The sequence below is a fragment of the Streptomyces sp. NPDC020801 genome, from assembly GCF_044334385.1.
In the GTDB taxonomy this organism is placed as follows: Bacteria; Actinomycetota; Actinomycetes; order Streptomycetales; family Streptomycetaceae; genus Streptomyces.
The window spans coordinates 214,121-239,506 of the sequence record NZ_JBIRST010000004.1; the positions used below are offsets into that span (position 1 = coordinate 214,121).

Below are 25,386 nucleotides of genomic sequence, written 5' to 3' on the forward strand. Positions count from 1 at the left end.
GTGCTCACGACTCCCCCTGTTCGTCCGGCACGACCATCGTGCCGATGCCCTCGTCGGTGAAGATCTCCAGCAGGATCGAGTGCTGGACCCGGCCGTCGATGACGCGGGCGGTGGTGACGCCGTTGCGTACGGCGTGCAGACAGCCCTCCATCTTCGGGACCATGCCCGAGGACAGCTCCGGCAGCAGCTTCTCCAGCTCGCTCGCGGTCAGGCGGCTGATCACCTCGTCGGAGTTCGGCCAGTCCTCGTAGAGGCCCTCGACATCGGTGAGGACCATGAGGGTTTCGGCGCCCAGTGCCGCGGCGAGTGCCGCGGCCGCCGTGTCGGCGTTGACGTTGTAGACATGTCCGTCGTCCTGGCTGCGGGCGATGGAGGAGACGACCGGGATGCGGCCGTCGGCGAGCAGCGCCTCGATCGCGCCGGTGTCGATCTGGGTGATCTCGCCCACCCGCCCGATGTCGACCAGCTCGCCGTCGATCTGCGGCTGGTGCTTGGTGGCGGTGATGGTGTGCGCGTCCTCGCCGGTCAGGCCCACGGCGAGCGGGCCGTGCTGGTTGAGCAGCCCGACCAGCTCCCGCTGCACCTGTCCGGCCAGCACCATGCGTACGACATCCATGGCGTCCTCGGTGGTCACGCGCAGACCGGCCTTGAACTCGCTGACGATGCCGTGCCGGTCCAGGGCGGCGCTGATCTGCGGGCCGCCGCCGTGCACGACCACCGGCTTGAGACCGGCGTGCCGCAGGAAGACGACGTCCTGGGCGAAGGCGGCCTTCAGCTCCTGGTTCACCATGGCGTTGCCGCCGAACTTGATGACGACCGTCTTGCCGTGGTGCCGGGTCAGCCAGGGCAGCGCCTCGATGAGGATCTGTGCCTTGGGAAGCGCGGTGTGTTTACGGGTCGTGCCCGACTTCGCGGATGGGCTGGAGTCGCTCATGAGGAGTAGACGCTGTTCTCGTGGACGTAGTCGGCGGTGAGGTCGTTGGTCCAGATGGTGGCGGTCTCGGCGCCGGCGGCGAGGTCGGCGACGACGTGCACCTCGCGGTAGCGCATGTCGACCAGCTCGCGGTCCTCGCCGACACCGCCGTTCCTGCACACCCAGACGCCGTTGATGGCGACATTGAGCTGCTCGGGCTCGAAGGCGGCGGAGGTGGTGCCGATCGCGGACAGTACGCGGCCCCAGTTGGGGTCCTCGCCGTGGATGGCGCACTTGAGGAGGTTGTTGCGGGCGATGGAGCGGCCCACCTCCACGGCGTCGCGCTCGGTCGCGGCGTTGATCACCTCGACCCTGATGTCCTTGCTGGCGCCCTCGGCGTCCCGGATCAGCTGCTGTCCGAGGTCGTCGCACACGGCCCGTACGGCCTCGGCGAACTCCTCGTGGACCGGAGTGACTCCGGAGGCGCCGGAGGCGAGCAGCAGCACCGTGTCGTTGGTGGACATGCAGCCGTCGGAGTCGACGCGGTCGAAGGTGACCCCGGTGGCCGCGCGCAGGGCCCTGTCGAGTACGGCGGCGTCGAGGTCGGCGTCGGTGGTGAGGACGACGAGCATGGTGGCGAGGCCCGGGGCGAGCATGCCGGCGCCCTTGGCCATGCCGCCGACGGTCCAGCCGTCCCTGGTCACCACGGACGTCTTGTGGACCGTGTCGGTGGTCTTGATGGCGATGGCCGCCTTCTCGCCGCCGTGCTCGGAGAGCTGGGCGGCGGCCGTCTCAACTCCCGGCAGCAGCCTGTCCATCGGGAGCAGCACGCCGATGAGGCCGGTGGAGCAGACGGCGACCTCGATGGGGCCGATCCCGAGCACGTCCGCCACCTTCTCGGCGGTGGCGTGGGTGTCCTGGAAGCCCTTGGGCCCCGTACAGGCGTTGGCGCTCCCCGAGTTGAGGATCACGGCGGACAGCCGGCCCTCCTTGAGGACCTGCTGCGACCACAGCACCGGGGCGGCCTTGACGCGGTTGGAGGTGAAGACGCCCGCGGCGGCGCGGCGGGGCCCGGTGTTGACCACGAGGGCCAGGTCCGGGTTGCCGTTCTCCTTGATTCCGGCGGCGATGCCCGCCGCCTGGAATCCCTTGGCGGCCGTGACGCTCACTGCATCTCCCTGTTCGCTTCTCCGCCCGTGCAGCGCAGCGGTGCGGCCATCTTCGTCGTCTGCGGCCCGGTGGCTGCACGTGCGTCACTCACGGTGCGACTCCGATCGTGGAAAGTCCGGTGGTCTCGTCGAGACCGAGGGCGATGTTCATGCTCTGCACGGCACCGCCCGCGGTGCCCTTGGTCAGGTTGTCGATGGCGCTGATCGCGATGACGCGGTGCGCTGCGGGGTCGTACGCCACCTGGATCTGTGCGGCGTTGGAGCCGTACACGGAGGCGGTGGCCGGCCACCGTCCCTCGGGGAGGAGGTGGACGAAGGGCTCGTCCGCGTATGCCTTCTCGTAGGCGGCGCGCACGGACTCCGCGGTGACCCCCGGCCGCGCCTTGGCGCTGCAGGTGGCGAGGATGCCGCGGGGCATCGGGGCGAGGGTGGGCGTGAAGGAGACGGTGACCGGCTCCCCGGCGGCCGCGCTGAGGTTCTGGATCATCTCGGGGGTGTGCCGGTGGCCGCCGCCGACGCCGTAGGGGGACATGGACCCCATGACCTCGGAGCCGAGCAGGTGGGACTTGGGCGCCTTGCCCGCGCCGGAGGTGCCGGAGGCGGCGACGATCACGGCCTCGTTCTCGGCGAGTGAGGCCGCGTACGCCGGGAAGAGCGCGAGGGAGGCGGCCGTGGGGTAGCAACCGGGTACCGCGATGCGCTTGGACCCCTCCAGCGCAGCGCGGGCACCCGGAAGTTCGGGGAGGCCGTAGGGCCAGGTGCCGGCGTGCGGGGAGCCGTAGAACCGCTCCCAGTCCGCCGGGTCCTTCAGCCGGAAGTCGGCACCCATGTCGATGACGAGGACGTCCGGGCCGAGTTGCTCGGCGACGCCGGCGGACTGGCCGTGCGGCAGCGCGAGGAGGACGACGTCGTGGCCGGCGAGCGCCTCGGGGGTGGTCTCGGCGAGCATCCGGCCGGCCAGCGGCAGCAGGTGCGGCTGCAGCGCGCCGAGCCGCTGACCGGCGTTGGAGTTCCCGGTCAGGGCGCCGATCTCGACCTCGGGGTGTGCCAGGAGCAGACGCAGCGCTTCTCCGCCCGCGTACCCGCTCGCTCCGGCGACCGCCACACGTACAGCCATGAACCCTCCTCCTCGATGGCATGACTATACGTATCGCTGCACGTTTATGCAATCCTATGCGGTGTCCACCCCGGGCAGCATGATCCAGCGGGAGACGACGAAGGTCACCGGGATCGCCGCCGCCGAGGCCAGCAGGGGGGCGAAGCGGCTGCCGGCGTGCAGGACGCCGACGATGACGTACACGCCGGTCGTGGTGATCAGGAAATTGGCGGCGTTGGTCAGGGGGAACAGCAGGAATTTCCGCCAGGTCGGCCGGATCCGGTAGGTGAAGCGCGCGTTCAGGAAAAAGGATCCGGTCATGCTGAGCAGGAATGCCAGCACATGCGCGGCGAGATAGGGCAGACGGGTGAGGAACAACAGGTAAAGACCGTAGTACGTGGCCGTGTTGACGGCGCCGACGACGGCGAAGGTGAGGATCTGCCTCGGTATCGGGCGCGTGATCAGGGTCCGCATCAGGGAATGAGGTCTTTCGTCCGTTCCACGTTGGTCGCCTTCACCAGGAAGTGCGGACGGCCCTTGACCTCGTAGTAGATCCGGCCGGTGTACTCCCCGATGACCCCCAGCATGACCATTTGCACTCCGGCCAGCGCGGTGACGGCTGTGATGATCGTGACATAGCCGGGCGTCTGCACGCCGTTGACGAGCGCGGCGATCACGATCCACGCCGTGTACAGCCCGGCGCACAGCAGCAGGCCCATGCCGAGGTGGAGGGCGGCGCGCAGGGGCCGGTTGTTGAAGGAGAGCAGCCCGTCCAGCCCGTAGTTGAGCAGGGACTTCAGCGTCCAGGAGCTGCCGCCCTGTTCGCGCAGGGCGTTCTCGTACTCGAAGGTGGTGCTGGGGAACCCCACCCAGGCGAACAGCCCCTTGGAGAAGCGGTTGTACTCGGTGAGGGCCAGCACCGCGTCCACCACGCGCCGGGACAGCAGCCTGAAGTCGCCCACTCCGTCCACCAGTTCCACGTCGATGAGCCGGTTGACCAGACGGTAGTACAGGCGGGCGGTGACGGTGCGCGTGAACGGGTCGCCGCTCCTGCTGCGCCGGGCGATGACCTGGTCGTAGCCCTGCCCGCGGAGCTTCACCATGCGCTCGATCAGTTCCGGCGGGTGCTGGAGGTCCGCGTCCATGACGACCACCGAGTCTCCCGAGGCGTGGCGCAGACCGGCGAGCAGCGCCGCCTCCTTGCCGAAGTTGCGGCTGAAGGAGACGTACCGCACGCGCGGGTCGCACTCGGCGAGTTGTTCCAGCACCGCGAGGGTGCGGTCGCGGCTGCCGTCGTCGACGTACACGAACTCCATGTCGTGGCCGAGTGGCAGCAGTTCGTCCGCGACCTTCTGGACCTCCTCGTGGAAGCGCGCCAGCACGGCTTCTTCGTTGTAGCAGGGTGCGACGATCGAGATGAGCACGGTCCCTCCCGGGGCACGTCAGTGAGCGCCGGTCGTGCGCTCGAGCGGGCGTGTGGTGGTGCGCGGTGCGGGGCTGCCCGTGTCCCGCCGGCGGCGGACGGCGGTGAGGGCGCCGAGCAGGGTCAGGGCCAGGAGCGAGGCGCCCCCGACGGTGGCGCCCAGCCGCAGACCGGGCGGATGGAAGGTGCAGGTGAGGCTGGTCGAGGAGCCGTCGAGGGGGACGGCGATCAGCCCGTGGTACTCCCCGGCGGGCACGGCCGGAGCATGGCCCGTGGCACAGCGCCATCCGGCGATCCGGGGCGCCGCGACGACGGCGGTGCCCCTGCTGCCGGCGGGGAGCTCGGCGTGGACGGTCCCGTCGGAGACGGTCACCTCGGTGGCCCCGGTGACCTTCAGCCGGTGGACGGCGGCGCGCAGCCGGGCGGTGTCCAGGCAGCCGACGGCGCCGTCCGGGACGGTGCCGGCCCGGTCGGGGGACAGCTCGATCCGCAGCCGTCCGGAGGACGGGACCGTGCCGAGCCGCTGCATGGCGGCGATCTTGGTGACGGGGTGGTCGGCGCGGAACCGTCCGGTCGGTCCGGGCGCAAGGCCGCCGCCCGGCCCGCGGGAGCCGTCGCCGGTCAGGCGTGCGGTGCCCGAGAAGTGCGGCGCCCACAGGTACACCTCACTGCCGGCCGGGCACCGGGCCGTGATCGCCGGCCTGCGCACGGCGCCCGGGCCGGGAGCACCGATCAGCAGGCCCGGCCGGTCGTCGGTGCTGCGGTCCGGACGGCGGCCGGCGCTGGTGCGCACGGTGATGCGGGGCACGGTGTAGACACGGGTGCCGAGCAGCAACTCCTGGTTGCGGTAGGGCGACGGGCCGAAGGCCGGCACCCCGGAGCGCGTGGGTGCGGTGAAGGGCCGCACCGTGACCAGGGGCGGTACGTCCTGCCGGGACACGGTCACCCGGCTGCCGTCCTGCGGGAACCAGTTCTGGTGCGGGTCCGGCGGGGAGTGCACCCGGGCGCCGACGGAGAAGATCGCGTCCGTGACGGAGTTGTCCAGGCTCTGCAGGTTGCGGCCGCGTGAGGTCCAGCCGTCGCCGAGAGCGGTGAGCGTGCGGCTGAGGACGTCGGAGGTGAGGCTGCTGTAGTACTGGGCGCCCTGGCCGTCCACCAGCAGCGGATCGTTGCCGACGGTCTGCTCCCGGCCCGGTTCGGTGCGGTGGCGGGGCCAGTCGTCGGCCTGGGCGATCGCGTCCGCCTGTTCCCGCTGCCGTGCTCCCCAGGGCGCGTAGTCGTCCATGTGCGCGAGCCGCAGCCGGGTGGCCACGGCTGAGGTGGCCGTGGCCTCGCCGAGCTGCGCGCCGATGAGCAGCACGACGGCGAGAGAGGCGAGCCTGGCGCGGCGCACGGCACCGGCCGCACGCGTACCCGCCGGACCGGCCGGAGACGGACCGGCCGGAGACGGACCCTCTTCGGCGCGCTGCGCACCGCTGCCCGCGCGTTCCGGGCCGGCCGCGCGGCCCAGCAGGAACAGCCCGCCCAGCGCGCCCAGGGCGGCGCAGAGCAGCACCGGCCAGACGAAGGAGCGCACCAGGGCGCTTCGGCTCGCGAGCGCGGCGATCAGCCCGAGCGCGGCGGCCGCCGCGCCCAGCGCGCGCAGGTCGGGCGGGCCATAGGAGAGCGTGTGCCAGGCGGCGATCACCAGCAGTGCGCACAGCACGAAGGTCTGGCGGTACTGGCTGCCGTTCGGGGTGGTGAAGGCGTGCCAGAGCAGATGCGTCGGCGCCCACTGCATCGACAGCGTCACGGCGACCACCAGCAGCGTCCACCCCGCGCGCACCCGCCGGGGCGCCGCCCGGTGGAAGGGCAGGGCGAGGGCGAGCAGCAGCGCGGTGGTGCCCACGAAGAGGGCCGGCGTGCCGAAGCCGTACGTCGCCGGCAGCAGCCGGGCCAGCAGGTCGTCCGTCGCCACCGGGACGAACTGCCCGGCCCGGACCGGGTAGGCGTGCTTCGTGCCGAAGTAGACCACCGTCACCAGCGGTGCGGCCAGGCCCACCCCGAGTGCGACGGTGACGGCGGCACGGCCGGCCGCCGCGAGGGCCCGCCGGCGCGGCGGACCGGTCAGCCACAGCCGCAGCAGCAGCACCAGGGCGGCGCCGAGCGTGGCCATGTACGCGGTGTAGAAGTTGGCGATCCAGGCGACCGCGACGACCAGCACGCCCAGAAGACGGCGCCGTCCGGTCAGCGTCCATTCGCCGACCAGGCACAGCAGCGGCAGGGCGACGAGCCCGTCGAGCCACATCGGGTTGTACGCGGCGTCCGCCACGCTCCAGCCGCACAGGGCGTACGACGCGCCGAGCAGGCCCGCGGCCCACCAGCGGCCGGGGCGCAGGACGAGCAGCAGCCAGGCCATGGCGGCACCGGCGAACGCCGTCTTCAGCACGGTGATCACGTACACCGCGAGGTCGATCTCGTCCCGCGGGAACACTCCGACGAGCAGGGCGAACGGGCTGCTGAGGTACGTGCCGAGATCGGGCAGGAAGCTGGAGCCGAAGCCGGACTGCCAGTTGACGAGGAGGCCGCCGTCGGCCCGTCCGTGCAGCAGGTCCCACAGGTGCGCGTGGAACGGCACGTACTGGTTGCCCAGGTCGTTGACGCTGCGGGTACGGGGACCGAAGGGGTAGCTGCGGGCGACGGCGTCGGCGGCGCAGAACGCGGTCACGGTGATCACCGCGGCGAGCAGGGCGGCGGCCCGCCGCGGTCTCCCCCGCAGGGCTGAGCGGTCCATCCTCGGCAGGCTCCCAGGCAATTCGGGACGTACGGTTTCCCGGCGGGGATGTCACTCCCCGCGCGGAGTTGATTCGCCGACTTAGACGGGCGGTCTTTCCGGTTGGTTGTGTGGTCCCGGGAAAATTCCGGGGAGAATTCCGAATACCCCTCATGACTTCAATGGGCCCGTTACCACCGGGGAAACAAAAGTCGTCCCGGAAATGATTTGACGGTTAATGAATTCGCGTGCGGGCCCGCCGCGAGGCCGCCCTTGACTTGGAGTGCGCTCCAGGTTCTACGGTCTTCCCGAGATCACGGAACGACGAACGGCAGCTCGACGAACGGCAGCTCGACGGGTGGCCGGGAACGGACGAACGGACATGAGCGAGAGCACCACCCGTGAAGAGCGTTTCGCCCGCGGCCTGGAGGTGCTGCGGTCCGTCGACGGCGAGGCGGGGCAGCGGGTCGTCGACTCGCTCGCCGACATCAGCCCGGAACTCGGCCACCAGGTCGTCGCCTGGGCCTTCGGCGAGATCTACGACCGGCCGGGGCTGGCCCCACGCGACCGCCAGCTGGTCACCCTGGGCATGCTCACCGCGCTCGGGGGCTGCGAGGCCCAGCTGGACGTGCACGTCAACGCGGCACTCAACGTGGGCCTCACGCCGGAGCAGATCACGGAGGCGCTGCTGCACTCGGCCGTCTACTGCGGCATACCGAAGGCCCTGAACGCCACCTTCGCCGCCAAGAAGGTGTTCGGCGAGCGCGGGCTGCTGCCGCTCGGACAGCGGCCCGCGGACGGCACCCCGGCCGCCTCTGCCTGATACCTGATATACGAGGACGAGGCAGGGGCACGCCATTGCGCGTGCGGGAACGACGCGGCGAGGGAGCGGGCGCGATGGTCGGGTACTGGCCGGTGCCGGACGCGTTCGCGTATCTGGCCGGGCGGTGGCGGGTCGAGCGGTCGGTGCGGGATCTGGCGAGCGGCGAGGAGGGCCGCTTCACCGGGAGCACCGTCTTCACTCCCCTGGAAGGCGCCGGTCTGCTGCACCGGGAAGCGGGCACCTTCGTCTGGCAGGGCGTCGCCCGGCCCGCCGCACGGACGCTGCGTTTCCTGCCGGGAAGCGCGCCCGGGACGGCGGACGTGCGGTTCGCGGACGGGCGGCCCTTCCACGACCTGGACCTGCGCACCGGGCGGCACACTGCCGGCCATCCCTGTGCGGCCGACCTCTACCGGGGCGGGTTCACAGCCCTGGACGCCGACCGCTGGCGCACGGTGTGGCGCGTGGGTGGCCCCGCGAAGGACCTGGTGCTGACGACGGACTACACGCGCGAGGGCTGAGCCGGCACGCCGTCCAGCCGGAGGTTCCAGCGGCCCCCGCGGCCGGTGACGGTGGTCGTCGACAAAGGGCGCACGTCGATGCTCCAGTACGTCGACGGGGGCACCCTCAGGGCGTAGACCAGGGCGGCGCGGATCACCGAGGGTTCGGCCACGGCGACGATGCGGCCGCCGTCATCGACCGGCCGGGTGTCCAGCCAGCCGCCGACGCGGCCGATGAACGACAGCAGCGACTCGCCGCCGTGCGGGGTTCCGCGCGGGTCGGCGAGCCAGGCGTCCACGGCCTGCGGTTCACGGGCCATCGCCTCGCCGAGGGTGAGCCCGCGCCAGCGGCCCATGTCACAGTCCCGCAGGGCGAGCTGCGAGAGGGGGGCGTAGCCGAGGGCGTCCCCGGTGGCGCGGCTGCGCGGAGTCGGTGAGCAGTAGCGCAGCTCGGCGGCCGCCAGCGGCAGCAGGTCGTGGGCGACGCGCTGGACGTCGCCCCAGCCCGCCTGGTCCAACGGCCGGTCGTCCTGGAAGCGCTCGGCGAGCAGCGAGGAGCTGCGCGCGGCGGCGACGAACGTGACCCGAACTGCCATGCGGCGATCGTGAGCCGCTCAACTGCGCAGGTCAAGAGGCATCGCCCAGGGGTTACCGAGGGTGCGTGAAACCTTACTTCGAGGTCAGGGACAAGGAGGGAACCGCAGGACATATCACTCCAAAACGAGCGCCATCCATCGCTCGGGCAGCTCCAGCGGCCGGAAGCCGAGCTTCTCGTACACCCCGTGCGCATCCTGCGTGGCGAGCACGATCCGGCGCAGCCCACAGGGCCGCAGGTGCTCACATACGGCACCGACGAGCGCCGTACCGATCCCCTTGCCGCGCACGGCCGGGTCCACGTAGACGTCGCACAGCCATGCGAAGGTCGCCCGGTCGGTCACCACCCGCGCATACGCCACCTGTTCACCCGAAACGATGTCGAAAACCCCGAAGTTGAGCGAGCCGTCCATCGCCCGCCCATGCTTCTCGCGCGCCCGCCCGACCGCCCAGTACGCGTCGGTGGACAGCCACCGGTGCACGCGGTCGGCGTCGATCCGGTCGGGATCGGTGGAGATCTCGTAGCCGTCGGCGAGGCGCGGGGTGTCGGTCATGGCGGGAGACTCGCAGCCGGGGTTCGGTGGTGTCGAGCCGTTTTCGCCGGCCCGGACGGCGCTTCGGCGTCACAGCGCCTCGTCGCAGGCGGCGCGCAGCCGTCGTACGCCCTCGGCGATCTCGCCCGTGCCGGCGACCGCCGCGAAGCTCAGCCGGAGGTGGGCGGCCGGGGGTTCGGCGCTGAAGTACGGTCGGCCCGGGGTGATCGCGACACCCGCCCGCAGGGCGGCGGCGGTCAGGGCGGCCTCGTCGGTGCCGTCGGGCAGGCGCAGCCACAGGTGGTAGCCGCCGGACGGGATGTGCGCGAGGGCGAGCTGCGGCAGGCCCAGTCGCAGCGCGGCCGTCATGGCGGCGCGGCGGGTCTTCAACTCGGCCGAGACCGACCGCAGATGGCGTGGCCAGGCGGGTGAGCCGACGAGTTCGAGGGCGGCCTCCTGCAGCGGTCTGGGCACGAAGAAGGCGTCCACCACCTGGATCGCGCGCAGGCGTTCGAGGACCGGGCCCCGGGCGGCCAGCGCGCTCACCCGGAAGCTGGGCGAGGTGGCCTTGGTCAGCGAGCACACGTGCACCACGACGCCGTCGGGGTCGTCGGCGGCCAGCGGGGGCGGCAGCGGTCCGGCGTCCTCGTGCACGAGCCGTCGCACGAAGTCGTCCTCGACGACGAAGGCGCCGGCCTCGCGGGCGGTCCGCAGCACCTGGGCGCGCCGGGCGGGGGCGAGCTGGGCACCGGTGGGGTTCTGGAACAGCGGCTGGCAGACGAACACGCGGGCACCGGTCGCCCGGAAGGCCCCGGCCAGCAGGTCGGGGCGCACACCGTCGGCGTCCACCGGTACGGGCACCGGCCGCAGCCCGGAGGACCGGGCGATGGCCAGCATGCCCGGGTAGGTGGGCGATTCGACGAGCACCGGGGCGCCGGGCGGGGCCAGCGCGCGCAGGGTGGTGGTGAGTGCGGACTGACCGCCGGCGGCGATCAGGACCTCGGCGGCGGTGACGGTCCCGCCCGGCCCGCCGATGCTCCGTGCGAACCACTCGCGCAGTTCCGGCAGTCCCTCCAGCGGCGGCCGCCCCCAGGCCCCGGGGCGGCGGCCGGCCCGGGAGAGTGCGGCGGCCATGGCCCGCTCGGGCTGCAGCGAGGGGTGCAGATAGCCCCCGTTGAACTCGATCACCCCCGGCGGCGGCGCGGCGAGCGAGACCGTGACGCCGGAGGCGTCGACCGTGCGCGGCACGAGGTCGCCGGCGCCGTCCGCGCTGAGCGCAAGCTCCTGCCAGGAGGTGTCGCCGGCGGGAGCGGGCGGCCCGGCCGACGGCTCCGCGCGGAACGCGCCGGCACCGGGGCGGGTGACCACGAGCCCCTCGGCGGCGAGCTGCGCCAGGGCGCGGGACACGGTCACCGGGCTCACCCGGTACCGCTCGACCAGGGCCCGGCTCGACGGGAGCTTTCCTCCTGGCGAGTAGCGGTTCAACTCCTGCCGCAGCTGTTGGGCGAGGTCATCGACGCTGCTACGCTGTTGCATGAGAGCACAGAGTAGCGCTATTGCCTCCCACACGATAGCAGTGGGCGCCCCGCCGCCGACCGCCGGAAGCGGCCCCGCCGGGCGGCGGGCCGTCCGGAGCCGCTCCGGCGTCGTCCAGGCCGCCCTCGGCGTCGTCGCCTTCTCCCTCACCTTTCCGGCCACCGCCTGGGGCCTGGAGGGCTTCGGGCCCTGGTCGCTGGTGGCCGTGCGCAGTGTGCTCGCCGCGGTCATCGCGGGCGGCTGTCTGCTGGCGCTGCGCGTCGCGCCGCCCGCACGCCGGCACTGGCCCGGGCTGGCGGTCGTGGCCGCCGGAGTGGTCCTCGGCTTCCCGCTGCTGACCACGCTCGCCCTGCAGACCTCGACCACCGCGCACGCCGCCGTGGTCGTGGGCCTGCTTCCGCTCACCACGGCGCTGTTCTCCGCGCTGCGCGTGGGGGCCCGTCCCTCGCGGACGTTCTGGGCGGCGGCGCTGGCGGGCGCGGCCGCCGTGGCCGGCTTCACCGTGCAGCAGAGCGGCGGCTCCCTGACGCCGGCCGACGGCTGCCTCTTCGGCGCCCTGCTGGTGTGCGCCGCCGGCTACACCGAGGGCGGCCGGCTGGCCCGGATCATGCCCGGCTGGCAGGTGATCGGCTGGGCGCTGGTGCTGTGCCTGCCGCTCGCCGTTCCCGCCGCCGTGCTCGCGCTGTCGTACGAGCCCGTGCACCTGGGTGTGCACGCCGTGACGGGGCTGCTGTGGGTGGCGGCCGGCTCGCAGTTCCTCGGACTGGTCCTGTGGTACCGGGGCATGGCGGCGATCGGGATCCCCAAGGCCAGCCAGTTGCAGCTGGCCCAGCCGCTGCTCACACTGGTGTGGTCGGTGCTGCTCCTCGGCGAGCACCTGACGCCGGCCGCCCCGCTGACGGCCGCCGCCGTGCTCGTCTGCATCGCCGTCACCCAGCGGACGCGCGACTGACCGGCGCGGCACGGACCGGTCCGGACGGTGCGGCGCGCCGTAGACTCGAAAGCCGAGGACCGCTGCTCCCGCACATGGTGAGGAGGCCCTGCAGATGCACGCATCCGTGGGCGACCAGCTTGTCCAGCACGGCAGGGTGGTCGGCCAACACGACCAGATCACCGAAGTCGTCGAAGTGATGGGCACGGAGGGCAGTCCGCCCTACCGCGTCCGCTTCCCGGACGGTCACGAGGCCGTGATGTCACCGGGTCCCGACTGCCAGGTCCGCCACAAGGACATCCGCCGTCAGGAAATGGAACACCACTAGATCAGCGAGACCAGCCGGATCAGCCGGATCGGCTGCGTCAGCGCGGGGGGTTCGCCGACTGCCGGTAGTGGTCGGCGACCACCCGCGCCATCGCACCCGCCGGGTCCGTCGCGACGTCCTTCGCGGCGAAGAAGACGTGCCCGCGCACTTCCGGGTGCTGCCCGGCGAGGGCGAGATGACGGGACAGCTCGTCCGGGTCCTGCCAGGCCGCGCCCTCGGCCGGGTCCTCCGCCCGGTACAGCGCCTCCCCCACGTACAGCTTCGTACGGCTGCCCCTCGCCACCTCCGCCCACCAGGACACGAGCGTGGCGTAGTCGGCGGCGGCGAAGCCGATGTTCCAGTACAGCTGAGGGACGACGTAGTCGATCCAGCCCTCCCTGGTCCACCTGCGGGTGTCCGCGTACAGGTCGTCGTAGGTCTCCACGCCCGCCTGGGTGTCCGAGCCGCGCGTGTCGGTCGAGGCGTTGCGCCATACGCCGAAGGGGCTGATCCCGAACTGCGTGCCGGGCCGGATCTGCCGGATGCCGGCGGCCGTCTCGCGGACCAGCCGGTCGATGTTGTCCCTCCGCCAGGCGGCCCGGCTGGTGAAGCCACCGCCGTGACGGTCGTAGGCTGCGTCGTCGTCGAAGGACTCGCCCGCCGCCGGGTAGGGGTAGAAGTAGTCGTCGAAGTGCACACCGTCCACGGGGTACTTCCGCACCGCGTCGAGCATCGCCTGCCGCACGAAGGCCCGGACGTCGGGAAGACCCGGGTTGTAGTAGAGCTTCCCGCCGTACGGGACCACCCAGTCGGGGTGCCTGCGGGCCGGGTGGGAGGCGAGAAGCCGGGACGGGTCGTCGTGGAGGGCGACGCGGTAGGGGTTGAACCAGGCGTGCAGCTGCAGACCGCGGGCGTGGGCCTCCTCGACGGCCGTGCCGAGCGGGTCCCAGCCCGGGTCCCGGCCCTGGGTGCCGGTCAGGTACTGCGACCACGGCTCGAACGGCGAGGGCCACAGCGCGTCGGCCGTCGGGCGCACCTGGAGGATCACGGTGTTGAGCCGGCAGCGCACCGCCGCGTCGAGCAGGGCGGTCAGCTCGCCGCGCTGCCGGGCCACGCTCAGCCCGGTGCGCGAGGGCCAGTCGCGGTTGTCCACGGTCGCCAGCCACATGCCGCGCATCTCCGTGACCGCCCGCCGGCGCAGCCCGTCGCCGGTCGTGCGCGGGTGCTGCGGGACGGCCGCCGCGTCCCCGGCCGCCGCCAGGGCCGACAGCGCGGCCACGGTGAACGCCCGTCGTGTCACTCGGCCCATCCGGGCACTCCCAGTACGCCGTGGATCCGTACGGTCACGGATCGTGTACCGGCCCAGCATGCCCGACCCGGACGATCGATCATCGCTGCGACAGGGGTAACGTGCACGATCGGAGCAGGCACCACATCCCGGCCGCCTGCCACACGCTGGATCAGCGAAAGGGACGATGTGACCGACATCGAACGCGTCGGAGTGGTGGGCTGCGGCCAGATGGGTGCGGGCATCGCCGAGGTGTGCGCCCGGGCCGGCCTGGACGTCAAGGTCGCCGAGACCACTGGTGAGGCCCTGGAGATCGGCCGTACCCGGCTGTTCAACTCCCTGGCCAAGGCGGCCGAGCGCGGCAAGATCACCGAGGAGGAGCGGGACGCGACGCAGGCGCGGCTGAGCTTCACCACCGACCTCGGCGAGTTCGCCGACAGGGATCTTGTGATCGAGGCCGTGGTGGAGAACGAGCAGGTCAAGACCGAGATCTTCCAGGTGCTCGACCAGGTGGTGACCCGCCCGGACGCGATCCTGGCCTCCAACACCTCCTCGATCCCGCTGGTGAAGCTGGCGGTCGCCACCGCCCGGCCGGACCAGGTCATCGGCGTGCACTTCTTCAACCCGGCACCGGTGCAGCAGCTGGTCGAGCTGATTCCGGCGCTCACCACTTCCGAGGGCACGCTGGGCCGGGCACAGCTGTTCACCGAGAAGGTGCTCGGCAAGCACGCGATCCGCGCCCAGGACCGCTCCGGCTTCGTGGTGAACGCGCTGCTGATCCCCTACCTGCTCTCCGCGATCCGGATGTTCGAGTCGGGCATCGCCAGCCGCGAGGACATCGACAACGGCATGGAGCTGGGCTGCGCCCACCCGATGGGCCCGCTGAAGCTGTCCGACCTGATCGGCCTGGACACGGTCGCCTCGGTCGCCGCTTCGATGTACGAGGAGTACAAGGAGCCGCTGTACGCCGCTCCCCCGCTGCTCCAGCGCATGGTCGACGCCGGCCGGCTGGGCCGCAAGAGCGGCTCGGGCTTCTACACCTACGGCTGATCACGGACGCTCGGAACTCGGCGGAGCCCGCGGGCCCGGCACCGGAGAGGGTGCCGGGCCCGCGGCATTCACACACCGTGCGCGCACCGGTCCCGCATATGCCGTTCGCACACTCTCCCCGCGTGCCCACCGGGCGGGTTGACTCCTCATGCGCATGCAAGGGACGCACGACGACCACGGAAGGGAGCGGACCTGTGACCGCCGATCCCGAGCATCCCGTCGTACCCGGAGAACTCGCGGAGTTACGGCGCCGTCTGGACGTGGCGTACGCCCGCGTCGAGGGCGGGCTGGCCCTGCTGAACCACCGCACCGAGGAGGCCGTGAAGGAACTGGACGAACTGAGCGCGCGGCTCGTCACGCTGGAGCACGCGCGCTGGCCGCTGCCCTCGGTCTCGGCCATCACGGCCGTGGGCGCCCTGGTCGTGACGATCTGGCAGGCGTGGGGACACTGAACACCCCATGCCCCGGTCAGGGCAGGGTGTCCTGCCCGAGCCTGAGGTGGTGCAGGAGCAGTAACGCGGCCGCCATGTTCGCGGCCGGGACCTCGCCGCGGGCGACCATGTCGGGAACGAGCTTGAGGGGGACCCATTTCCGGCGGTCGGACTCGAAGTCGTCCACCGGGTGTCCGACGTACTCGCCCTCGTCCGACCAGTAGATGTGGTGCCGGGCGTCGGTGAGTCCGTTGGACGGCTCCACGCTCATGAGGTGGTGCAGGGGCCCCGGCCGCCAGCCGGTCTCCTCCTCCAGTTCCCGGGCGGCCGCGCCGGCGATGTCCTCGCCGTCCTCGACGACGCCCGCCGCGAGCTCCCACCCCCAGCTGTCGGTGATGAATCGGTGGCGCCACAGCAGGAGGACCTCGTTGGCCTCGTTGACCACCGTGGCCACGGCGACGGGCCGCAGCCGTATCAGGAAGTGGTCGAGGTGCCGGCCGTCCGGCAGCTCGACATCCGCGAGGTTGACGGTGAACCAGCGGTTTGCGTACACAGTTTGTTCGTTCTGTTTCGTCCACTGCACGGTTCTGCCACCTTCCGTTGGGTCAGTGGCAATATCGCAGCCGGAGGGGTCTGACAGCAGGCGCACAGCCGGCCGCGCGCGGCGCGCGGCGGTCCTCACAGCGGCACGCGCAGTGCCCCGTCGATGAGTTCGGCCGCCTCCGCCGTGCCGGCGCAGCCGCTGCGCACCAGGTACTCGCGCACCGCGCGCAGTCTGTCCCGCAGCCGCTGGGACTCCATCCCGCGCGCCTGTTCGGCCATCTGCACCGCGGTGGCCACCGCCTTGTCGGCGTTGCCCCGGCGCAGTTCGATCGTGCTGAGCATGGCGAGCCGGTGCACCCGGCCGCGGTCGTGCGCGGGGTTGTCCACGGCGGCCGTGGCGTGCTCCTCGGCCGCGGCCAGTTCGCCGAGGCTGAGCAGCGCCTCCGCCACCTGGACGTTGACCAGGCCCGGTTGGACATAGCCGGTCTCGTCGGGTTCGTATCCGCGCCGGATGCGTTCGGCGGCCTGCTCGGCCCGCCGGATGCAGGACAGCGCGCTCGTGCCGTCGCCGAGGTGGGCGTACGCCTTGGCCTGCATCGCGTACAGGTCGGAGGCGAGCGCGGGAGTGATGTGCTTGCCGGCGGCGCGCAGCGCGGCCTCGGCGAAGGCGACGGCCTGGCGGTACTCGCGCATGAACAGCGACTGGTTGACCAGCAGGGCTATGACATACGCGCCAAGTCCCCGGTCCCCGCTGGCCTTGGCGAGCCGGAGCGCCTGGTGGAAGTAGCGCTGGGCGAGGCCGTGTGCGTCGGAGTCGTACGCGCAGATACCCGCGATGGCCACCAGTCCGCCGGTCGCTCGGTGGAGTTGGCGGCCGGTGGCGTCGGTGTAGCTGCCGCGCAGCAGCGGGGCGGCCTCGGCGTTCAGGAAGCCCACGATGCGGCTGCGGGTCGCGATGCCGCCGGCCTTGCGGTACATCTGCTCGTAGTGGGTGCGGGCGGCGCGCAGCATCTCGATGTCGGCGTGCGTGACCCGGTGCCGGCCGCCGCGGGAGACGTCGACGTCCTCGGGTGGGTTCTCCCACTCCCACACGGGCATCACCGCAGGCGTGCCGGTCACGGCGGGGGCGCCGAGTATGTGCGGGCGCTGCTGTTCGTCGGAGCGCCACAGGGCGGTGGCACGTTCCACGAAGCCGGACAGGGTGGTGCCGTGCGGGGCGGACGGCTCGCCGGGCACGCCCAGACCGATGTCGTCGAGGGTGACGGACCGGTGCAGCCGGGCGGCGAGCACCTCGCAGATCAGGTCGGGCACCTGCCCGCGCGGCCGCTGGCCCTTCAACCACCGTGCCACGGCGGTGTGTTCGTACCTCAGGGCGAGTCCGCGCGCCCGCCCGGCCTGGTTGACGTGCGCGGCCAGACCGGCGTGCGAGATCCCGGCCTCGTCCAGGATCGCGTCGAGCAGAGTGTTGGGCTGCATGAATGCCCCCCGGTGCCTCGGTGCGGACAGCGTAGTGCGTCGCCGTTCGCACGGGGTGTGAACGGAGTGCGCGAGTCCGCGCTGTGCGCGCGCTGTTGCGGAGAGTTTCCGGCCGGTTGACTGAAATGCCTCGTCAAGAGGCCGGCCGGGCCGCCGGCTCCCCCTCGTACAGTGCGGCGGCCCGCTTCCGCGCCGTCCGCCCGGCTGCCTGCCCGACACTCCGTGGCGGGGCGGGCGGCGCCGCCGGGCAACTCCGGGACGGCCAGGGCCTGGTACTACAGGTGCTTGCCGGCTGCGGCCGAGCGGGGGCCGGCCGCGCAGTTCCCCGCGCCGCCTGCTTCACCCCCGCGAGTCGAAGGGTCCCGGGCGTTGTTCACCACGAGAACCGCCACGTCGTCGGTGGGCCGCCGGCCGGCGTGGTGCAGCAGACGGGTGAGGACGGTGCGCAGGATCGTCTGCGAAGAGGCGGGGCCGTCACGCGTCGCCTCGGTCAGCACCGCCGGCAGCGGGAAGAACCTGCCGTGGGTGTCGCGGGCGTCCTCCACGCCGTCCGTGTACAGGACCAGCGTCTGGCCGGGCAGCAGGTGTCCCATCGGTACGGCGGCCAGGTCGGGCGGCAGGGGGAACGGGCCCAGCGGCGGCAGCGGGTCGGCACGGGAAACGTGATCGGCACCGGCGGCGCTCAGCAGGTACGGCCACGGGTGACCGCAGTTGAGCGCGTGCAACGCGCCGTCCGCGGCGATCTCCAGGAGCAGGACCGTGACGAAGTCCTCCGCGAACGGGTGCTCCGGGTCCCGGGCGTCCAGGTGGCGGGCCAGCGCCCGGTCCAGCCGGCGCAGTACGCCGGCGAGTTCGTCCTCGTCGTGCACCGCCTCGCGGAAGCTGCCGAGTACGGCGGCCACGGTGCCGAGGGCGGCGATGCCGTGGCCGCGGACGTCGCCCATCACGACCCGTACGCCGTGCTCGGTGGCGATCACCTCGTACAGGTCGCCGCCGACCGCCGCTCCCCGGTCGGCGGAGAGCTGGGCGGCCGCGACGCTCAGGCCGTCGACCCGTGGCGGCGGCGGGCGCAGCAGCACGCTCTGCGCGGCCCCCGCGACCGCGCGGGCCTGCCGCAGCTCGCGCAGCAGGGCCCGGCGGACGTGCAGGACCAGGCCCGTGCCCACGGCCAGGAACACGGCGCCGGTGGCGATCCGCGCCCCGAGCCCGTGCTGGTGCACCAGCGGGCAGGTGAGTCTGTACGTGACCGCCACGGCGCCCCAGACGGCGGGCGGCCCGAGCGACGACCACGCCCTGCGCGGAGTACCAGCCCTGATGCAGATCATGCCCATGGCCCCCCATACAGGCCCTGACAGCGCAGACCGGCCCCGAAAGGCCGCTCCGATTCTTTCGACCGTGTGCGGCACAGGGGCCGGATCGCCCGGGGTTCTCACCCGAACGAGTGAGTGATCTTCGCGCTTCCCGCATTTATGCAGATCACAGCGCGGGGGGCGGGTCCGGGGCAATCGGACCCGCCCCCCGCGCACGCTGCGATCAGGCCCCTCGGAGCTCCGCTCCCGTCCGCTCGGCGGCCAGCGCCACCGCCGCGTCGCGGGCCGCCGACGCCTCGTCGACCGTCAGCGTGCGGTCGGGCGCGCGGAACCGCAGCGCGTAGGCCAGCGACTTGCGGCCCTCGCCGAGCTGCCCGGCGTTCTCGTAGACGTCGAACAGCCGGATGGACTCCAGCAGTTCGCCGGCGCCCTCGCGCAGCGCGGCCTCGACCTCGGCGGCCGGGACCGGCCTGTCGACGACGAGGGCGACGTCCTGCGTGGCGACCGGGAAGGTGGAGATGCCCGGCGCCTGCGGGGTGTCGTCGCCGAGCTGTTCCAGGGCGTCCAGGTTCAGCTCCATCGCGCTGGTGCGCTCGGGCAGGCCCAGTGCCTTCAGCACGCGCGGGTGCAGCTCGCCCGCGTGGCCCAGGACCCGCTCGGTACCGCCCACGGCGACCGCGAGCTCGGCGCAGCGGCCCGGGTGCCACGGCCCGTACTGGCCCTTGCGGACGATCAGTTCGGCCCCCGCCTCACGGGCGACGGTGCGCGCGGCCTCGATCGCGTCGGCCCAGTCGGCCGGGCGCCCCTTGCCCCACCAGCCGGCCTGCTCGCGGGCGCCCGCGAGGACGGCGGCCACATGACGCGGCTGCTCGGGCAGCGCGGCGGTCAGCTCGGCGATCTCCTCGTCGGTCGGGCGCCGGTCCACGGGCGGCCGTTCGGCGACGCGCTGCTCCTCCCCCGGGTGGAAGACCAGACCGGTCTCGAACAGCGCGAGGTCGTGGCTGCCGCGGCCGTCGTTGCGGCGCAGCGCGCCGAGCAGCCCCGGCAGCAGCGTCGTACGGAGCGCGGGCTCCTCGTCGCTGAGCGGGTTGGTCAGCTTCACGACGCGGCGGGCCGGGTCGTCGGCCGCCAGGCCGAGGTGGTCGAAGACCTGCTCGCCCACGAACGGGTAGTTCGGTGCCTCGACGTAGCCCGCGCCGGCCAGCGCGCGGCCGACCCGGCGGTGCAGCCGCTGCCGGTGGGTCAGTCCGCGGCCCGAGGGAAGCTTGGGCAGCGTGGAGGGCAGGTTCTCGTAGCCCTCCAGGCGGATGACCTCTTCGGCCAGGTCGTTGGGGTCGGTGAGGTCGGGCCGCCAGGACGGCGCGGTGACGATCAGCTCGTCCTGCCCGTGGACGTCGCAGCCGATCTCCTGCAGCCTGCGCACGACGGTCTCGCGGCCGTACTCGACGCCCGCGACCTTGTCGGGGTGGTTCGCCGGGATGGTGATCGTGCGCGGCGCCGAGGGCGCGACGACCTCGGTGACGCCCGCGTCGGCCGTGCCGCCCGCGAGGAGGACCAGCAGGTCGACGGTGCGCTGGGCCGCGGCGGAGGAGGCCTGCGGGTCGACGCCCCGCTCGAAGCGGCGGGAGGCCTCGGAGGACAGCTTGTGGCGGCGGGCGGTGCGCGCGACGGCGACCGCGTCGAAGTGGGCGGCCTCGATGACGACCTCGGTGGTGGTGCCCTCGGTGTCGTCGATCTCGGTGTTGGCGCCGCCCATGACGCCCGCGAGGCCGATCGGGCCGCGGTCGTCGGTGATGACCAGGTCCTCGGCGTGCAGCGTGCGCTTGACACCGTCGAGGGTGGTGAACTTCTCGCCCTCCTCGGCCCGGCGCACCCCGATCGTGCCCTGGACACGGGCCCGGTCGTAGGCGTGCAGGGGCTGGCCCAGCTCCAGCATCACGTAGTTGGTGATGTCCACGGCCAGCGAGATCGGACGCATGCCGGCCTTCTGCAGCCGGCGCTGCAGCCAGATCGGGGAGCGGGCCTCGGGGTCGAGACCGGTCACCGTACGGGCCGTGAAGCGGTCGCAGCCGAGCGGCTCGGAGATCTGCACCGGGTAGCCGAAGGCGTTGGGGGCCGGCACGTCGAGGAGCGCCGGGTCGCGCAGCGGCAGGCCGTAGGCGATGGCGGCCTCGCGGGCGACACCGCGCAGGGACAGGCAGTAGCCGCGGTCCGGGGTGACGGCGATGTCGAGGACCTCGTCGACCAGCTCGAGCAGCTCGATGGCGTCCTTGCCGACCTCGGTCTCCGGCGGCAGCACGATGATGCCGTGGGTGCCGTCGTCGCCCATGCCCAGCTCGTCGCCGGAGCAGATCATGCCGTGGGAGGTCCTGCCGTACGTCTTGCGGGCGCTGATCGCGAAGCCGCCGGGCAGCACGGCGCCCGGGAGGACGACGACGACCTTGTCGCCGACGGAGAAGTTGCGGGCACCGCAGACGATCTCCTGCGGCTCGCCGGTGCCGTTGGCCTGCCCGACGTCGACGGTGCAGAAGCGGATCGGCTTCTTGAAGCCCTCCAGCTCCTCGATGGTCAGCACCCGGCCGACGACGAGCGGCCCCTTGAGGTCGGCGCCGAGCTGCTCGACGGTCTCGACCTCTAGGCCGGCCGAAATGAGCTTGGCCTGGACGTCGCGCCCGGACTCAGTCGCCGGCAGGTCGACGTACTCCCGCAGCCAGGAAAGCGGGACCCGCATCAGATCTCCATCCCGAACGGCCGGGTGAACCGGACGTCACCCTCGACCATGTCTCGCATGTCTTCGACGTTGTGGCGGAACATCAGCATCCGCTCGATGCCGAACCCGAAGGCGAAGCCGCTGTACTTCTCCGGGTCGACGCCGCAGGCGGTGAGCACCCGCGGGTTGACCATGCCGCAGCCGCCGAGCTCGATCCAGCCCTCGGACGAGCAGGTGCGGCAGGGCCGGTCGGGGTTGCCGACGGACTCGCCCTTGCAGACGTAGCAGAGCATGTCCATCTCGGCACTCGGCTCGGTGAAGGGGAAGAAGTTCGGCCGCAGCCGGGTCTTCATGCCCTCGCCGAACAGTGACTGGACCATGTGGTCCAGGGTGCCCTTGAGGTCGGCCATGGTCAGGCCCTCGTCCACGGCGAGCAGCTCGACCTGGTGGAACACGGGCGTGTGGGTTGCGTCCAGCTCGTCGGTGCGGTACACGCGACCGGGGCAGATCACGTAGACCGGCAGCTCGCGCTCCAGCAGGGAGCGGATCTGCACCGGCGAGGTGTGGGTGCGCAGCACGACACCGGACTCGGTGCCGCCCTCGGGACCCTGCACGAAGAACGTGTCGGCCTCGCCGCGGGCCGGGTGGTCCGGGCCGATGTTGAGCGCGTCGAAGTTGAACCACTCGGCCTCGACCTGCGGGCCCTCGGCCACCTCGTAGCCCATGGCCACGAAGATGTCCTCGATGCGCTCCGAGAGCGTGGTCAGCGGGTGCCGGGCGCCGGGCGGGACGCGGTCGTGGGGCAGCGTGACGTCGACGTCCTCCTCGACCAGCACACGGGCGTCCCGCTCCGCCTCCAGTTCGACCTGCCGGGCGGCGAGGGCCTTGTTCACCGCGCCGCGGGCCATGCCGACACGCTTGCCCGCGTCGGCCTTGGCATGCGGCGGGAGGGCGCCGATCTCGCGGTTGGCGAGAGCCAGCGGGGAGGCCGGGCCGGTGTGGGCGACCTTGGCCTCGTGGAGCGCGTCGAGTGAGTCCGCGGCGGCGAAGGCGGTGAGCGCCTCGTCCCGCATGCGCTCGATCTCTTCCGGTTTCAACGCCTCGACCTCGACAGGGTCGTACGACTTATTGGGTGCCGACATCTCTTCCCGTGCTTCCGATTGGCTGGCTGACGGTCCCCGTCACCGACTCGTGGACGAATCTTCTTTCGTGTTCGTCTCCGTGTTTGGGACGCAAAGGTGCCAAAGGCCGAGTCTAACGGGGCCGGGGAAAGCAAATGCGCCCGTGGGTCCTCGGCCGGTGTCTACAGCAGGTGTGCCGGGGTGCCCACGGGCAGGGTAAATCGGAACTCCGCGCCGCCGCCGGGGGCACGGCCGACCGTGATGGTGCCGCCGTGGGCCTCGACGATGCCCTTGACGATATAGAGCCCGAGGCCGGTGCCGCCGCGCTTGCTGCCCCGCCAGAAGCGGGTGAAGACGCGGTTCATGGACTCCTCCGGGATGCCGGGCCCCTCGTCGCTCACGGTGACCGACGTACCGGCGTCCTCTCCTTCACGGGGGGACGCCGCGGGTGTGATGTCAATGGTGACAGTTCCCTCACCGTGCCGCACCGCGTTTTCGATGAGGTTGCTCAGCACCTGGTCGATCTTGTCCGGGTCGGCCCACAGTGCGGGCAGCGGCTGCTCGATGCGCAGCAGGAAGCGGTCGGCTGGCCGGCCGGCGGCGACGTAGGCCTGGATGTGCCGGCCGACGGCGGCGCCGATGTCGACGATCTGGCGGCGCACCTCGAGCCGGCCGGAGTCGATGCGGGAGATGTCGAGCAGCTCGGCGATGAGCCGGGTGACCCGGTCGGCGTCGGCGTCGACGGTCTCCAGCATCAGCCGCTTCTGGTCGTCGGTGAACCTCTCCCACTTGGCGAGCAGGGTCGCCGTGAAGCCCTTGACGGAGGTGAGCGGCGAGCGCAGCTCGTGGGCGACGGTGGCGATCAGCTCGGCGTGACTGCGCTCGGTGCGCCGGCGGGCCTCGGTGTCCCGGAGGGAGACGACGACCCGGCGGACGGGGCCGGTGGGGTGGCTGCGGACGTACCTGGCCGACACGAGGACCTCGCGGCCCCCGTGCAGCAGGAGGTTGCGCTCGGGCTGGCCCACGCGGATGGCGAGGCCGCCGTAGGGGTCGGTCAGCTGCCACCAGCGCCGCCCCTCCAGATCCTCCAACGGCAGGGCCTTCTCCAGGCGCCGGCCGAGGGCGTCGGCGGCGGGGACGGCGGTGATGCGTGCGGCGGCGGCGTTGAAGCAGATCACTCGCCCGTGCTCGTCGGCGATCACCAGCCCGTCGGGCAGGTCGTCGGGGTCGATGCCGAGCTCGGCCGGATCACCGCGCCGGGGCACGGGCGGGCGCCGCGCGTCGGGCGTTCCCGGTGCGCGACTGGTGCCGACACTCATCCCCGTACCCCACCTCTCCGCCGCAGAGGGCCCCCGAGCTGGTCACCCTACTAGCTCTCGGTGACGAAGTAGCACCCTCCGTCAGGCGCGCTGTGCCCGGGCGGACGCGTAGAGACATACGGCCGCGGCGGTGGCGAGGTTCAGGCTCTCGGCCTTTCCATGGATCGGGACCCGTACGACGGCGTCGGCGAGATCACGGGTCTCCTGGGGCAGGCCCCAGGCCTCGTTGCCGAACACCCAGGCGGTGGGGCCGCCCATGGTGCCCTTGTCGAGCTCGTCGTCGAGGTCGTGCGCGCCCGTGCCGTCGGCGGCCAGGATGCGCACCCCGGCCGCCCTGAGGCCGTCGACCGCCTGTGCCACGGGGACGCCGACGGCGACGGGAAGGTGGAACAGCGAGCCGACGGAGGCGCGTACGGCCTTGGGGTTGTACAGGTCCACGGAGGCGTCGGTCAGCACCACGGCGTCGGCTCCTGCGGCGTCGGCACAGCGCAGGACGGTGCCGGCGTTGCCGGGGTCGCGGACGTGTGCGAGGACGGCGACCAGGCGGGGGCGGGCGGCGAGGATCTCCTCGAACGGCGTGTCGAGGAACCGGCAGATCCCGACCAGGCCCTGCGGGGTGACGGTGGTGGAGATGTCGGCGATGACGTCCTCGGCGGCGAGGTGCACCCGGGCCCCCGCGGCCCGGGCCGCGCCCACGATGTCGGAGTACCGCTCGGCGGCGTCGGGCGTCGCGAACAGCTCGACGAGTGTGGCGGCATCGCCGGCCCGGTGCGCGGCCGCCTCCCGTACGGCCTGCGGCCCCTCCGCGAGGAACAGCCGCTCCTTGCCCCGGAAGTTCCGCTTCGCCAGCCGCCGGGCGGCCAGGACGCGGGCGGAGCGGGGGGAGATGAGGTCGGGGGTGGCGGGAGGCATGGAGCTTCACCTTCGGTAGGAACTTCCCGCCGCGACGGCGATCAGCCACTACGGCGGTTTCCGGCGGTGGCGGTTTCCGGCGGTGGCGGACGAACGTGGAATCGCGCAGCGTGCGCAGCAGCGCACACACAACGGACCCGCGGGCAGAGCCCACGGGTCCGTACCGTCACGTCGGCCTAGGCCGGCGCAGCGATCACGCGGCCTTCGGCGCGTTGACGTCGCTCGGCAGAGCCTTCTGGGCGACCTCGACGAGCGCGGCGAACGCGTTGGTGTCGTTGACGGCCAGCTCGGCCAGGATCTTGCGGTCGACCTCGACGTTCGCGGCCTTCAGACCCTGGATGAAGCGGTTGTAGGTCATGCCGTTGGCGCGGGCAGCGGCGTTGATGCGCTGGATCCACAGCTGGCGGAAGTCACCCTTGCGCTTCTTGCGGTCGTTGTAGTTGTAGACCAGCGAGTGGGTGACCTGCTCCTTGGCCTTGCGGTACAGGCGCGAGCGCTGACCGCGGTAGCCGGAAGCCTGCTCGAGGATCGCCCGGCGCTTCTTGTGGGCGTTGACTGCCCGCTTGACGCGTGCCACTTGTTAACTCCTTGTAGCGGGGCCGTGGTTGTCCTCACACGGCCCGGAAACGATTGGGTCCCGGTCCTGACGTAC

At 72.3% G+C, this 25,386-nt stretch carries 23 protein-coding genes and 1 pseudogene; 6 read left to right on the plus strand and 18 right to left on the minus strand.

The annotated features are described in order from the left end of the window. Positions 1-4: 4 nt before the first annotated feature. The 6 genes from argB to ACH4UM_RS10800 form a co-directional block, all read right to left on the minus strand. Positions 5-934 carry an acetylglutamate kinase gene (gene argB / locus ACH4UM_RS10775; protein WP_398176275.1) on the minus strand — a complete coding sequence of 310 codons (930 nt, stop codon included), beginning with the start codon at positions 932-934 and terminating at the stop codon, positions 5-7. After that, complete coding sequence (gene argJ / locus ACH4UM_RS10780; RefSeq protein WP_398176277.1) at positions 931-2,082, minus strand: bifunctional glutamate N-acetyltransferase/amino-acid acetyltransferase ArgJ; 1,152 nt, start codon at positions 2,080-2,082, stop codon at positions 931-933. The genes argB and argJ overlap by 4 nt, the downstream gene beginning before the upstream one ends. 88 nt (positions 2,083-2,170) lie before the next feature. After that, complete coding sequence (gene argC, locus ACH4UM_RS10785) at positions 2,171-3,199, minus strand: N-acetyl-gamma-glutamyl-phosphate reductase (protein ID WP_398176279.1); 1,029 nt, start codon at positions 3,197-3,199, stop codon at positions 2,171-2,173. Between the two features lie 54 nt (positions 3,200-3,253). Next, positions 3,254-3,652 (minus strand): GtrA family protein, encoded by a 399-nt coding sequence (locus ACH4UM_RS10790; protein WP_398176281.1) that lies wholly within the window; start codon positions 3,650-3,652, stop codon positions 3,254-3,256. Then, positions 3,652-4,602: a glycosyltransferase family 2 protein gene (locus ACH4UM_RS10795; protein ID WP_398176283.1), complete on the minus strand. Its 951-nt coding sequence runs from the start codon at positions 4,600-4,602 to the stop codon at positions 3,652-3,654. Before ACH4UM_RS10795 ends, ACH4UM_RS10790 begins: the two co-directional genes overlap by 1 nt. Before the next feature lie 18 nt (positions 4,603-4,620). Then, complete coding sequence (locus ACH4UM_RS10800; protein ID WP_398176285.1) at positions 4,621-7,374, minus strand: YfhO family protein; 2,754 nt, start codon at positions 7,372-7,374, stop codon at positions 4,621-4,623. Between the two features lie 361 nt (positions 7,375-7,735). Between ACH4UM_RS10800 and ACH4UM_RS10805 the strand changes: the two genes are divergently transcribed. Both ACH4UM_RS10805 and ACH4UM_RS10810 read left to right on the plus strand, forming a co-directional pair. Next, positions 7,736-8,176 (plus strand): carboxymuconolactone decarboxylase family protein, encoded by a 441-nt coding sequence (locus tag ACH4UM_RS10805; protein WP_398176287.1) that lies wholly within the window; start codon positions 7,736-7,738, stop codon positions 8,174-8,176. A 74-nt stretch (positions 8,177-8,250) separates the two neighbouring features. Beyond that, a complete protein-coding gene (locus ACH4UM_RS10810) occupies positions 8,251-8,694 on the plus strand; it encodes a DUF6314 family protein (RefSeq protein WP_398176726.1) in 444 nt (147 codons plus the stop codon). On the opposite strand, the gene ACH4UM_RS10815 is transcribed toward ACH4UM_RS10810, so the two are convergent. From ACH4UM_RS10815 to ACH4UM_RS10825, 3 genes are all read right to left on the minus strand, one after another. Next, entirely contained in the window at positions 8,676-9,269 is a 594-nt protein-coding gene (locus tag ACH4UM_RS10815; RefSeq protein WP_398176289.1) for a histidine phosphatase family protein, read from the minus strand. The two genes, ACH4UM_RS10810 and ACH4UM_RS10815, sit on opposite strands and share 19 nt — an antisense overlap. Before the next feature lie 114 nt (positions 9,270-9,383). Beyond that, complete coding sequence (locus ACH4UM_RS10820) at positions 9,384-9,821, minus strand: GNAT family N-acetyltransferase (protein WP_398176291.1); 438 nt, start codon at positions 9,819-9,821, stop codon at positions 9,384-9,386. A 69-nt stretch (positions 9,822-9,890) separates the two neighbouring features. Continuing rightward, a complete protein-coding gene (locus tag ACH4UM_RS10825) occupies positions 9,891-11,336 on the minus strand; it encodes a PLP-dependent aminotransferase family protein (protein WP_398176293.1) in 1,446 nt (481 codons plus the stop codon). On the opposite strand from ACH4UM_RS10825, the gene ACH4UM_RS10830 reads away from it, so the two are divergent. Together ACH4UM_RS10830 and ACH4UM_RS10835 are read left to right on the plus strand one after the other, a co-directional pair. Continuing rightward, positions 11,335-12,288, plus strand: a complete 954-nt coding sequence (locus ACH4UM_RS10830; protein WP_398176295.1) for a DMT family transporter — start codon at positions 11,335-11,337, stop codon at positions 12,286-12,288. The two genes, ACH4UM_RS10825 and ACH4UM_RS10830, sit on opposite strands and share 2 nt — an antisense overlap. Before the next feature lie 94 nt (positions 12,289-12,382). Beyond that, a complete protein-coding gene (locus ACH4UM_RS10835; RefSeq protein ID WP_398176297.1) occupies positions 12,383-12,595 on the plus strand; it encodes a DUF1918 domain-containing protein in 213 nt (70 codons plus the stop codon). Positions 12,596-12,632: 37 nt separating this feature from the next. Here the strand turns inward: ACH4UM_RS10835 and ACH4UM_RS10840 are convergent, their stop codons facing one another. Beyond that, positions 12,633-13,883 (minus strand): glycoside hydrolase family 10 protein, encoded by a 1,251-nt coding sequence (locus ACH4UM_RS10840; RefSeq protein ID WP_398176299.1) that lies wholly within the window; start codon positions 13,881-13,883, stop codon positions 12,633-12,635. Between the two features lie 168 nt (positions 13,884-14,051). On the opposite strand from ACH4UM_RS10840, the gene ACH4UM_RS10845 reads away from it, so the two are divergent. Then, complete coding sequence (locus ACH4UM_RS10845) at positions 14,052-14,912, plus strand: 3-hydroxybutyryl-CoA dehydrogenase (protein ID WP_398176301.1); 861 nt, start codon at positions 14,052-14,054, stop codon at positions 14,910-14,912. A gap of 194 nt (positions 14,913-15,106) precedes the next feature. Continuing rightward, complete coding sequence (locus ACH4UM_RS10850) at positions 15,107-15,364, plus strand: hypothetical protein (RefSeq protein ID WP_398176303.1); 258 nt, start codon at positions 15,107-15,109, stop codon at positions 15,362-15,364. A 16-nt stretch (positions 15,365-15,380) separates the two neighbouring features. On the opposite strand, the gene ACH4UM_RS10855 is transcribed toward ACH4UM_RS10850, so the two are convergent. The 8 genes and pseudogenes from ACH4UM_RS10855 to rplT all read right to left on the minus strand — a co-directional run bounded on the left by ACH4UM_RS10855 (position 15,381) and on the right by rplT (position 25,311). Continuing rightward, a complete protein-coding gene (locus ACH4UM_RS10855) occupies positions 15,381-15,926 on the minus strand; it encodes an NUDIX hydrolase (protein ID WP_398176305.1) in 546 nt (181 codons plus the stop codon). 95 nt (positions 15,927-16,021) lie between these two features. Beyond that, entirely contained in the window at positions 16,022-17,362 is a 1,341-nt protein-coding gene (locus ACH4UM_RS10860) for a transcriptional regulator (protein WP_398176307.1), read from the minus strand. Positions 17,363-17,637: 275 nt separating this feature from the next. After that, complete coding sequence (locus ACH4UM_RS10865) at positions 17,638-18,687, minus strand: PP2C family protein-serine/threonine phosphatase (RefSeq protein ID WP_398176309.1); 1,050 nt, start codon at positions 18,685-18,687, stop codon at positions 17,638-17,640. Between the two features lie 208 nt (positions 18,688-18,895). After that, on the minus strand, positions 18,896-21,403 hold the full coding sequence (gene pheT, locus ACH4UM_RS10870; RefSeq protein WP_398176311.1) for a phenylalanine--tRNA ligase subunit beta: 2,508 nt from the start codon (positions 21,401-21,403) through the stop codon (positions 18,896-18,898). Beyond that, the gene (gene pheS, locus ACH4UM_RS10875; RefSeq protein ID WP_398176313.1) at positions 21,403-22,524 is read right to left on the minus strand and encodes a phenylalanine--tRNA ligase subunit alpha; all 1,122 of its coding nucleotides are present in this window, start codon (positions 22,522-22,524) and stop codon (positions 21,403-21,405) included. Before pheS ends, pheT begins: the two co-directional genes overlap by 1 nt. Positions 22,525-22,685: 161 nt before the next feature. After that, positions 22,686-23,822, minus strand: coding sequence for an ATP-binding protein (locus ACH4UM_RS10880; RefSeq protein WP_398176315.1), 1,137 nt, complete (start codon positions 23,820-23,822; stop codon positions 22,686-22,688). 50 nt (positions 23,823-23,872) lie between these two features. After that, a pseudogene (locus tag ACH4UM_RS10885) lies at positions 23,873-24,734 on the minus strand (TrmH family RNA methyltransferase). Between the two features lie 193 nt (positions 24,735-24,927). Continuing rightward, positions 24,928-25,311, minus strand: coding sequence for a 50S ribosomal protein L20 (gene rplT, locus ACH4UM_RS10890; protein WP_073947459.1), 384 nt, complete (start codon positions 25,309-25,311; stop codon positions 24,928-24,930). Positions 25,312-25,386: the final 75 nt, after the last annotated feature.

Excerpts from the sequence above, each read along its gene's own strand:
- argB (WP_398176275.1), bottom strand. The coding sequence starts at position 934 with ATGAGCGACTCCAGCCCATCCGCGAAGTCGGGCACGACCCGTAAACAC.
- argC (WP_398176279.1), bottom strand. The coding sequence starts at position 3,199 with ATGGCTGTACGTGTGGCGGTCGCCGGAGCGAGCGGGTACGCGGGCGGA.
- ACH4UM_RS10790 (WP_398176281.1), bottom strand. The coding sequence starts at position 3,652 with ATGCGGACCCTGATCACGCGCCCGATACCGAGGCAGATCCTCACCTTC.
- ACH4UM_RS10800 (WP_398176285.1), bottom strand. The coding sequence starts at position 7,374 with ATGGACCGCTCAGCCCTGCGGGGGAGACCGCGGCGGGCCGCCGCCCTG.
- ACH4UM_RS10805 (WP_398176287.1), top strand. The coding sequence starts at position 7,736 with ATGAGCGAGAGCACCACCCGTGAAGAGCGTTTCGCCCGCGGCCTGGAG.
- ACH4UM_RS10810 (WP_398176726.1), top strand. The coding sequence starts at position 8,251 with ATGGTCGGGTACTGGCCGGTGCCGGACGCGTTCGCGTATCTGGCCGGG.
- ACH4UM_RS10815 (WP_398176289.1), bottom strand. The coding sequence starts at position 9,269 with ATGGCAGTTCGGGTCACGTTCGTCGCCGCCGCGCGCAGCTCCTCGCTG.
- ACH4UM_RS10820 (WP_398176291.1), bottom strand. The coding sequence starts at position 9,821 with ATGACCGACACCCCGCGCCTCGCCGACGGCTACGAGATCTCCACCGAT.
- ACH4UM_RS10830 (WP_398176295.1), top strand. The coding sequence starts at position 11,335 with ATGAGAGCACAGAGTAGCGCTATTGCCTCCCACACGATAGCAGTGGGC.
- ACH4UM_RS10825 (WP_398176293.1), bottom strand. The coding sequence starts at position 11,336 with ATGCAACAGCGTAGCAGCGTCGATGACCTCGCCCAACAGCTGCGGCAG.
- ACH4UM_RS10835 (WP_398176297.1), top strand. The coding sequence starts at position 12,383 with ATGCACGCATCCGTGGGCGACCAGCTTGTCCAGCACGGCAGGGTGGTC.
- ACH4UM_RS10840 (WP_398176299.1), bottom strand. The coding sequence starts at position 13,883 with ATGGGCCGAGTGACACGACGGGCGTTCACCGTGGCCGCGCTGTCGGCC.
- ACH4UM_RS10860 (WP_398176307.1), bottom strand. The coding sequence starts at position 17,362 with ATGCAGCCCAACACTCTGCTCGACGCGATCCTGGACGAGGCCGGGATC.
- ACH4UM_RS10865 (WP_398176309.1), bottom strand. The coding sequence starts at position 18,687 with ATGATCTGCATCAGGGCTGGTACTCCGCGCAGGGCGTGGTCGTCGCTC.
- pheT (WP_398176311.1), bottom strand. The coding sequence starts at position 21,403 with ATGCGGGTCCCGCTTTCCTGGCTGCGGGAGTACGTCGACCTGCCGGCG.
- pheS (WP_398176313.1), bottom strand. The coding sequence starts at position 22,524 with ATGTCGGCACCCAATAAGTCGTACGACCCTGTCGAGGTCGAGGCGTTG.
- ACH4UM_RS10880 (WP_398176315.1), bottom strand. The coding sequence starts at position 23,822 with ATGAGTGTCGGCACCAGTCGCGCACCGGGAACGCCCGACGCGCGGCGC.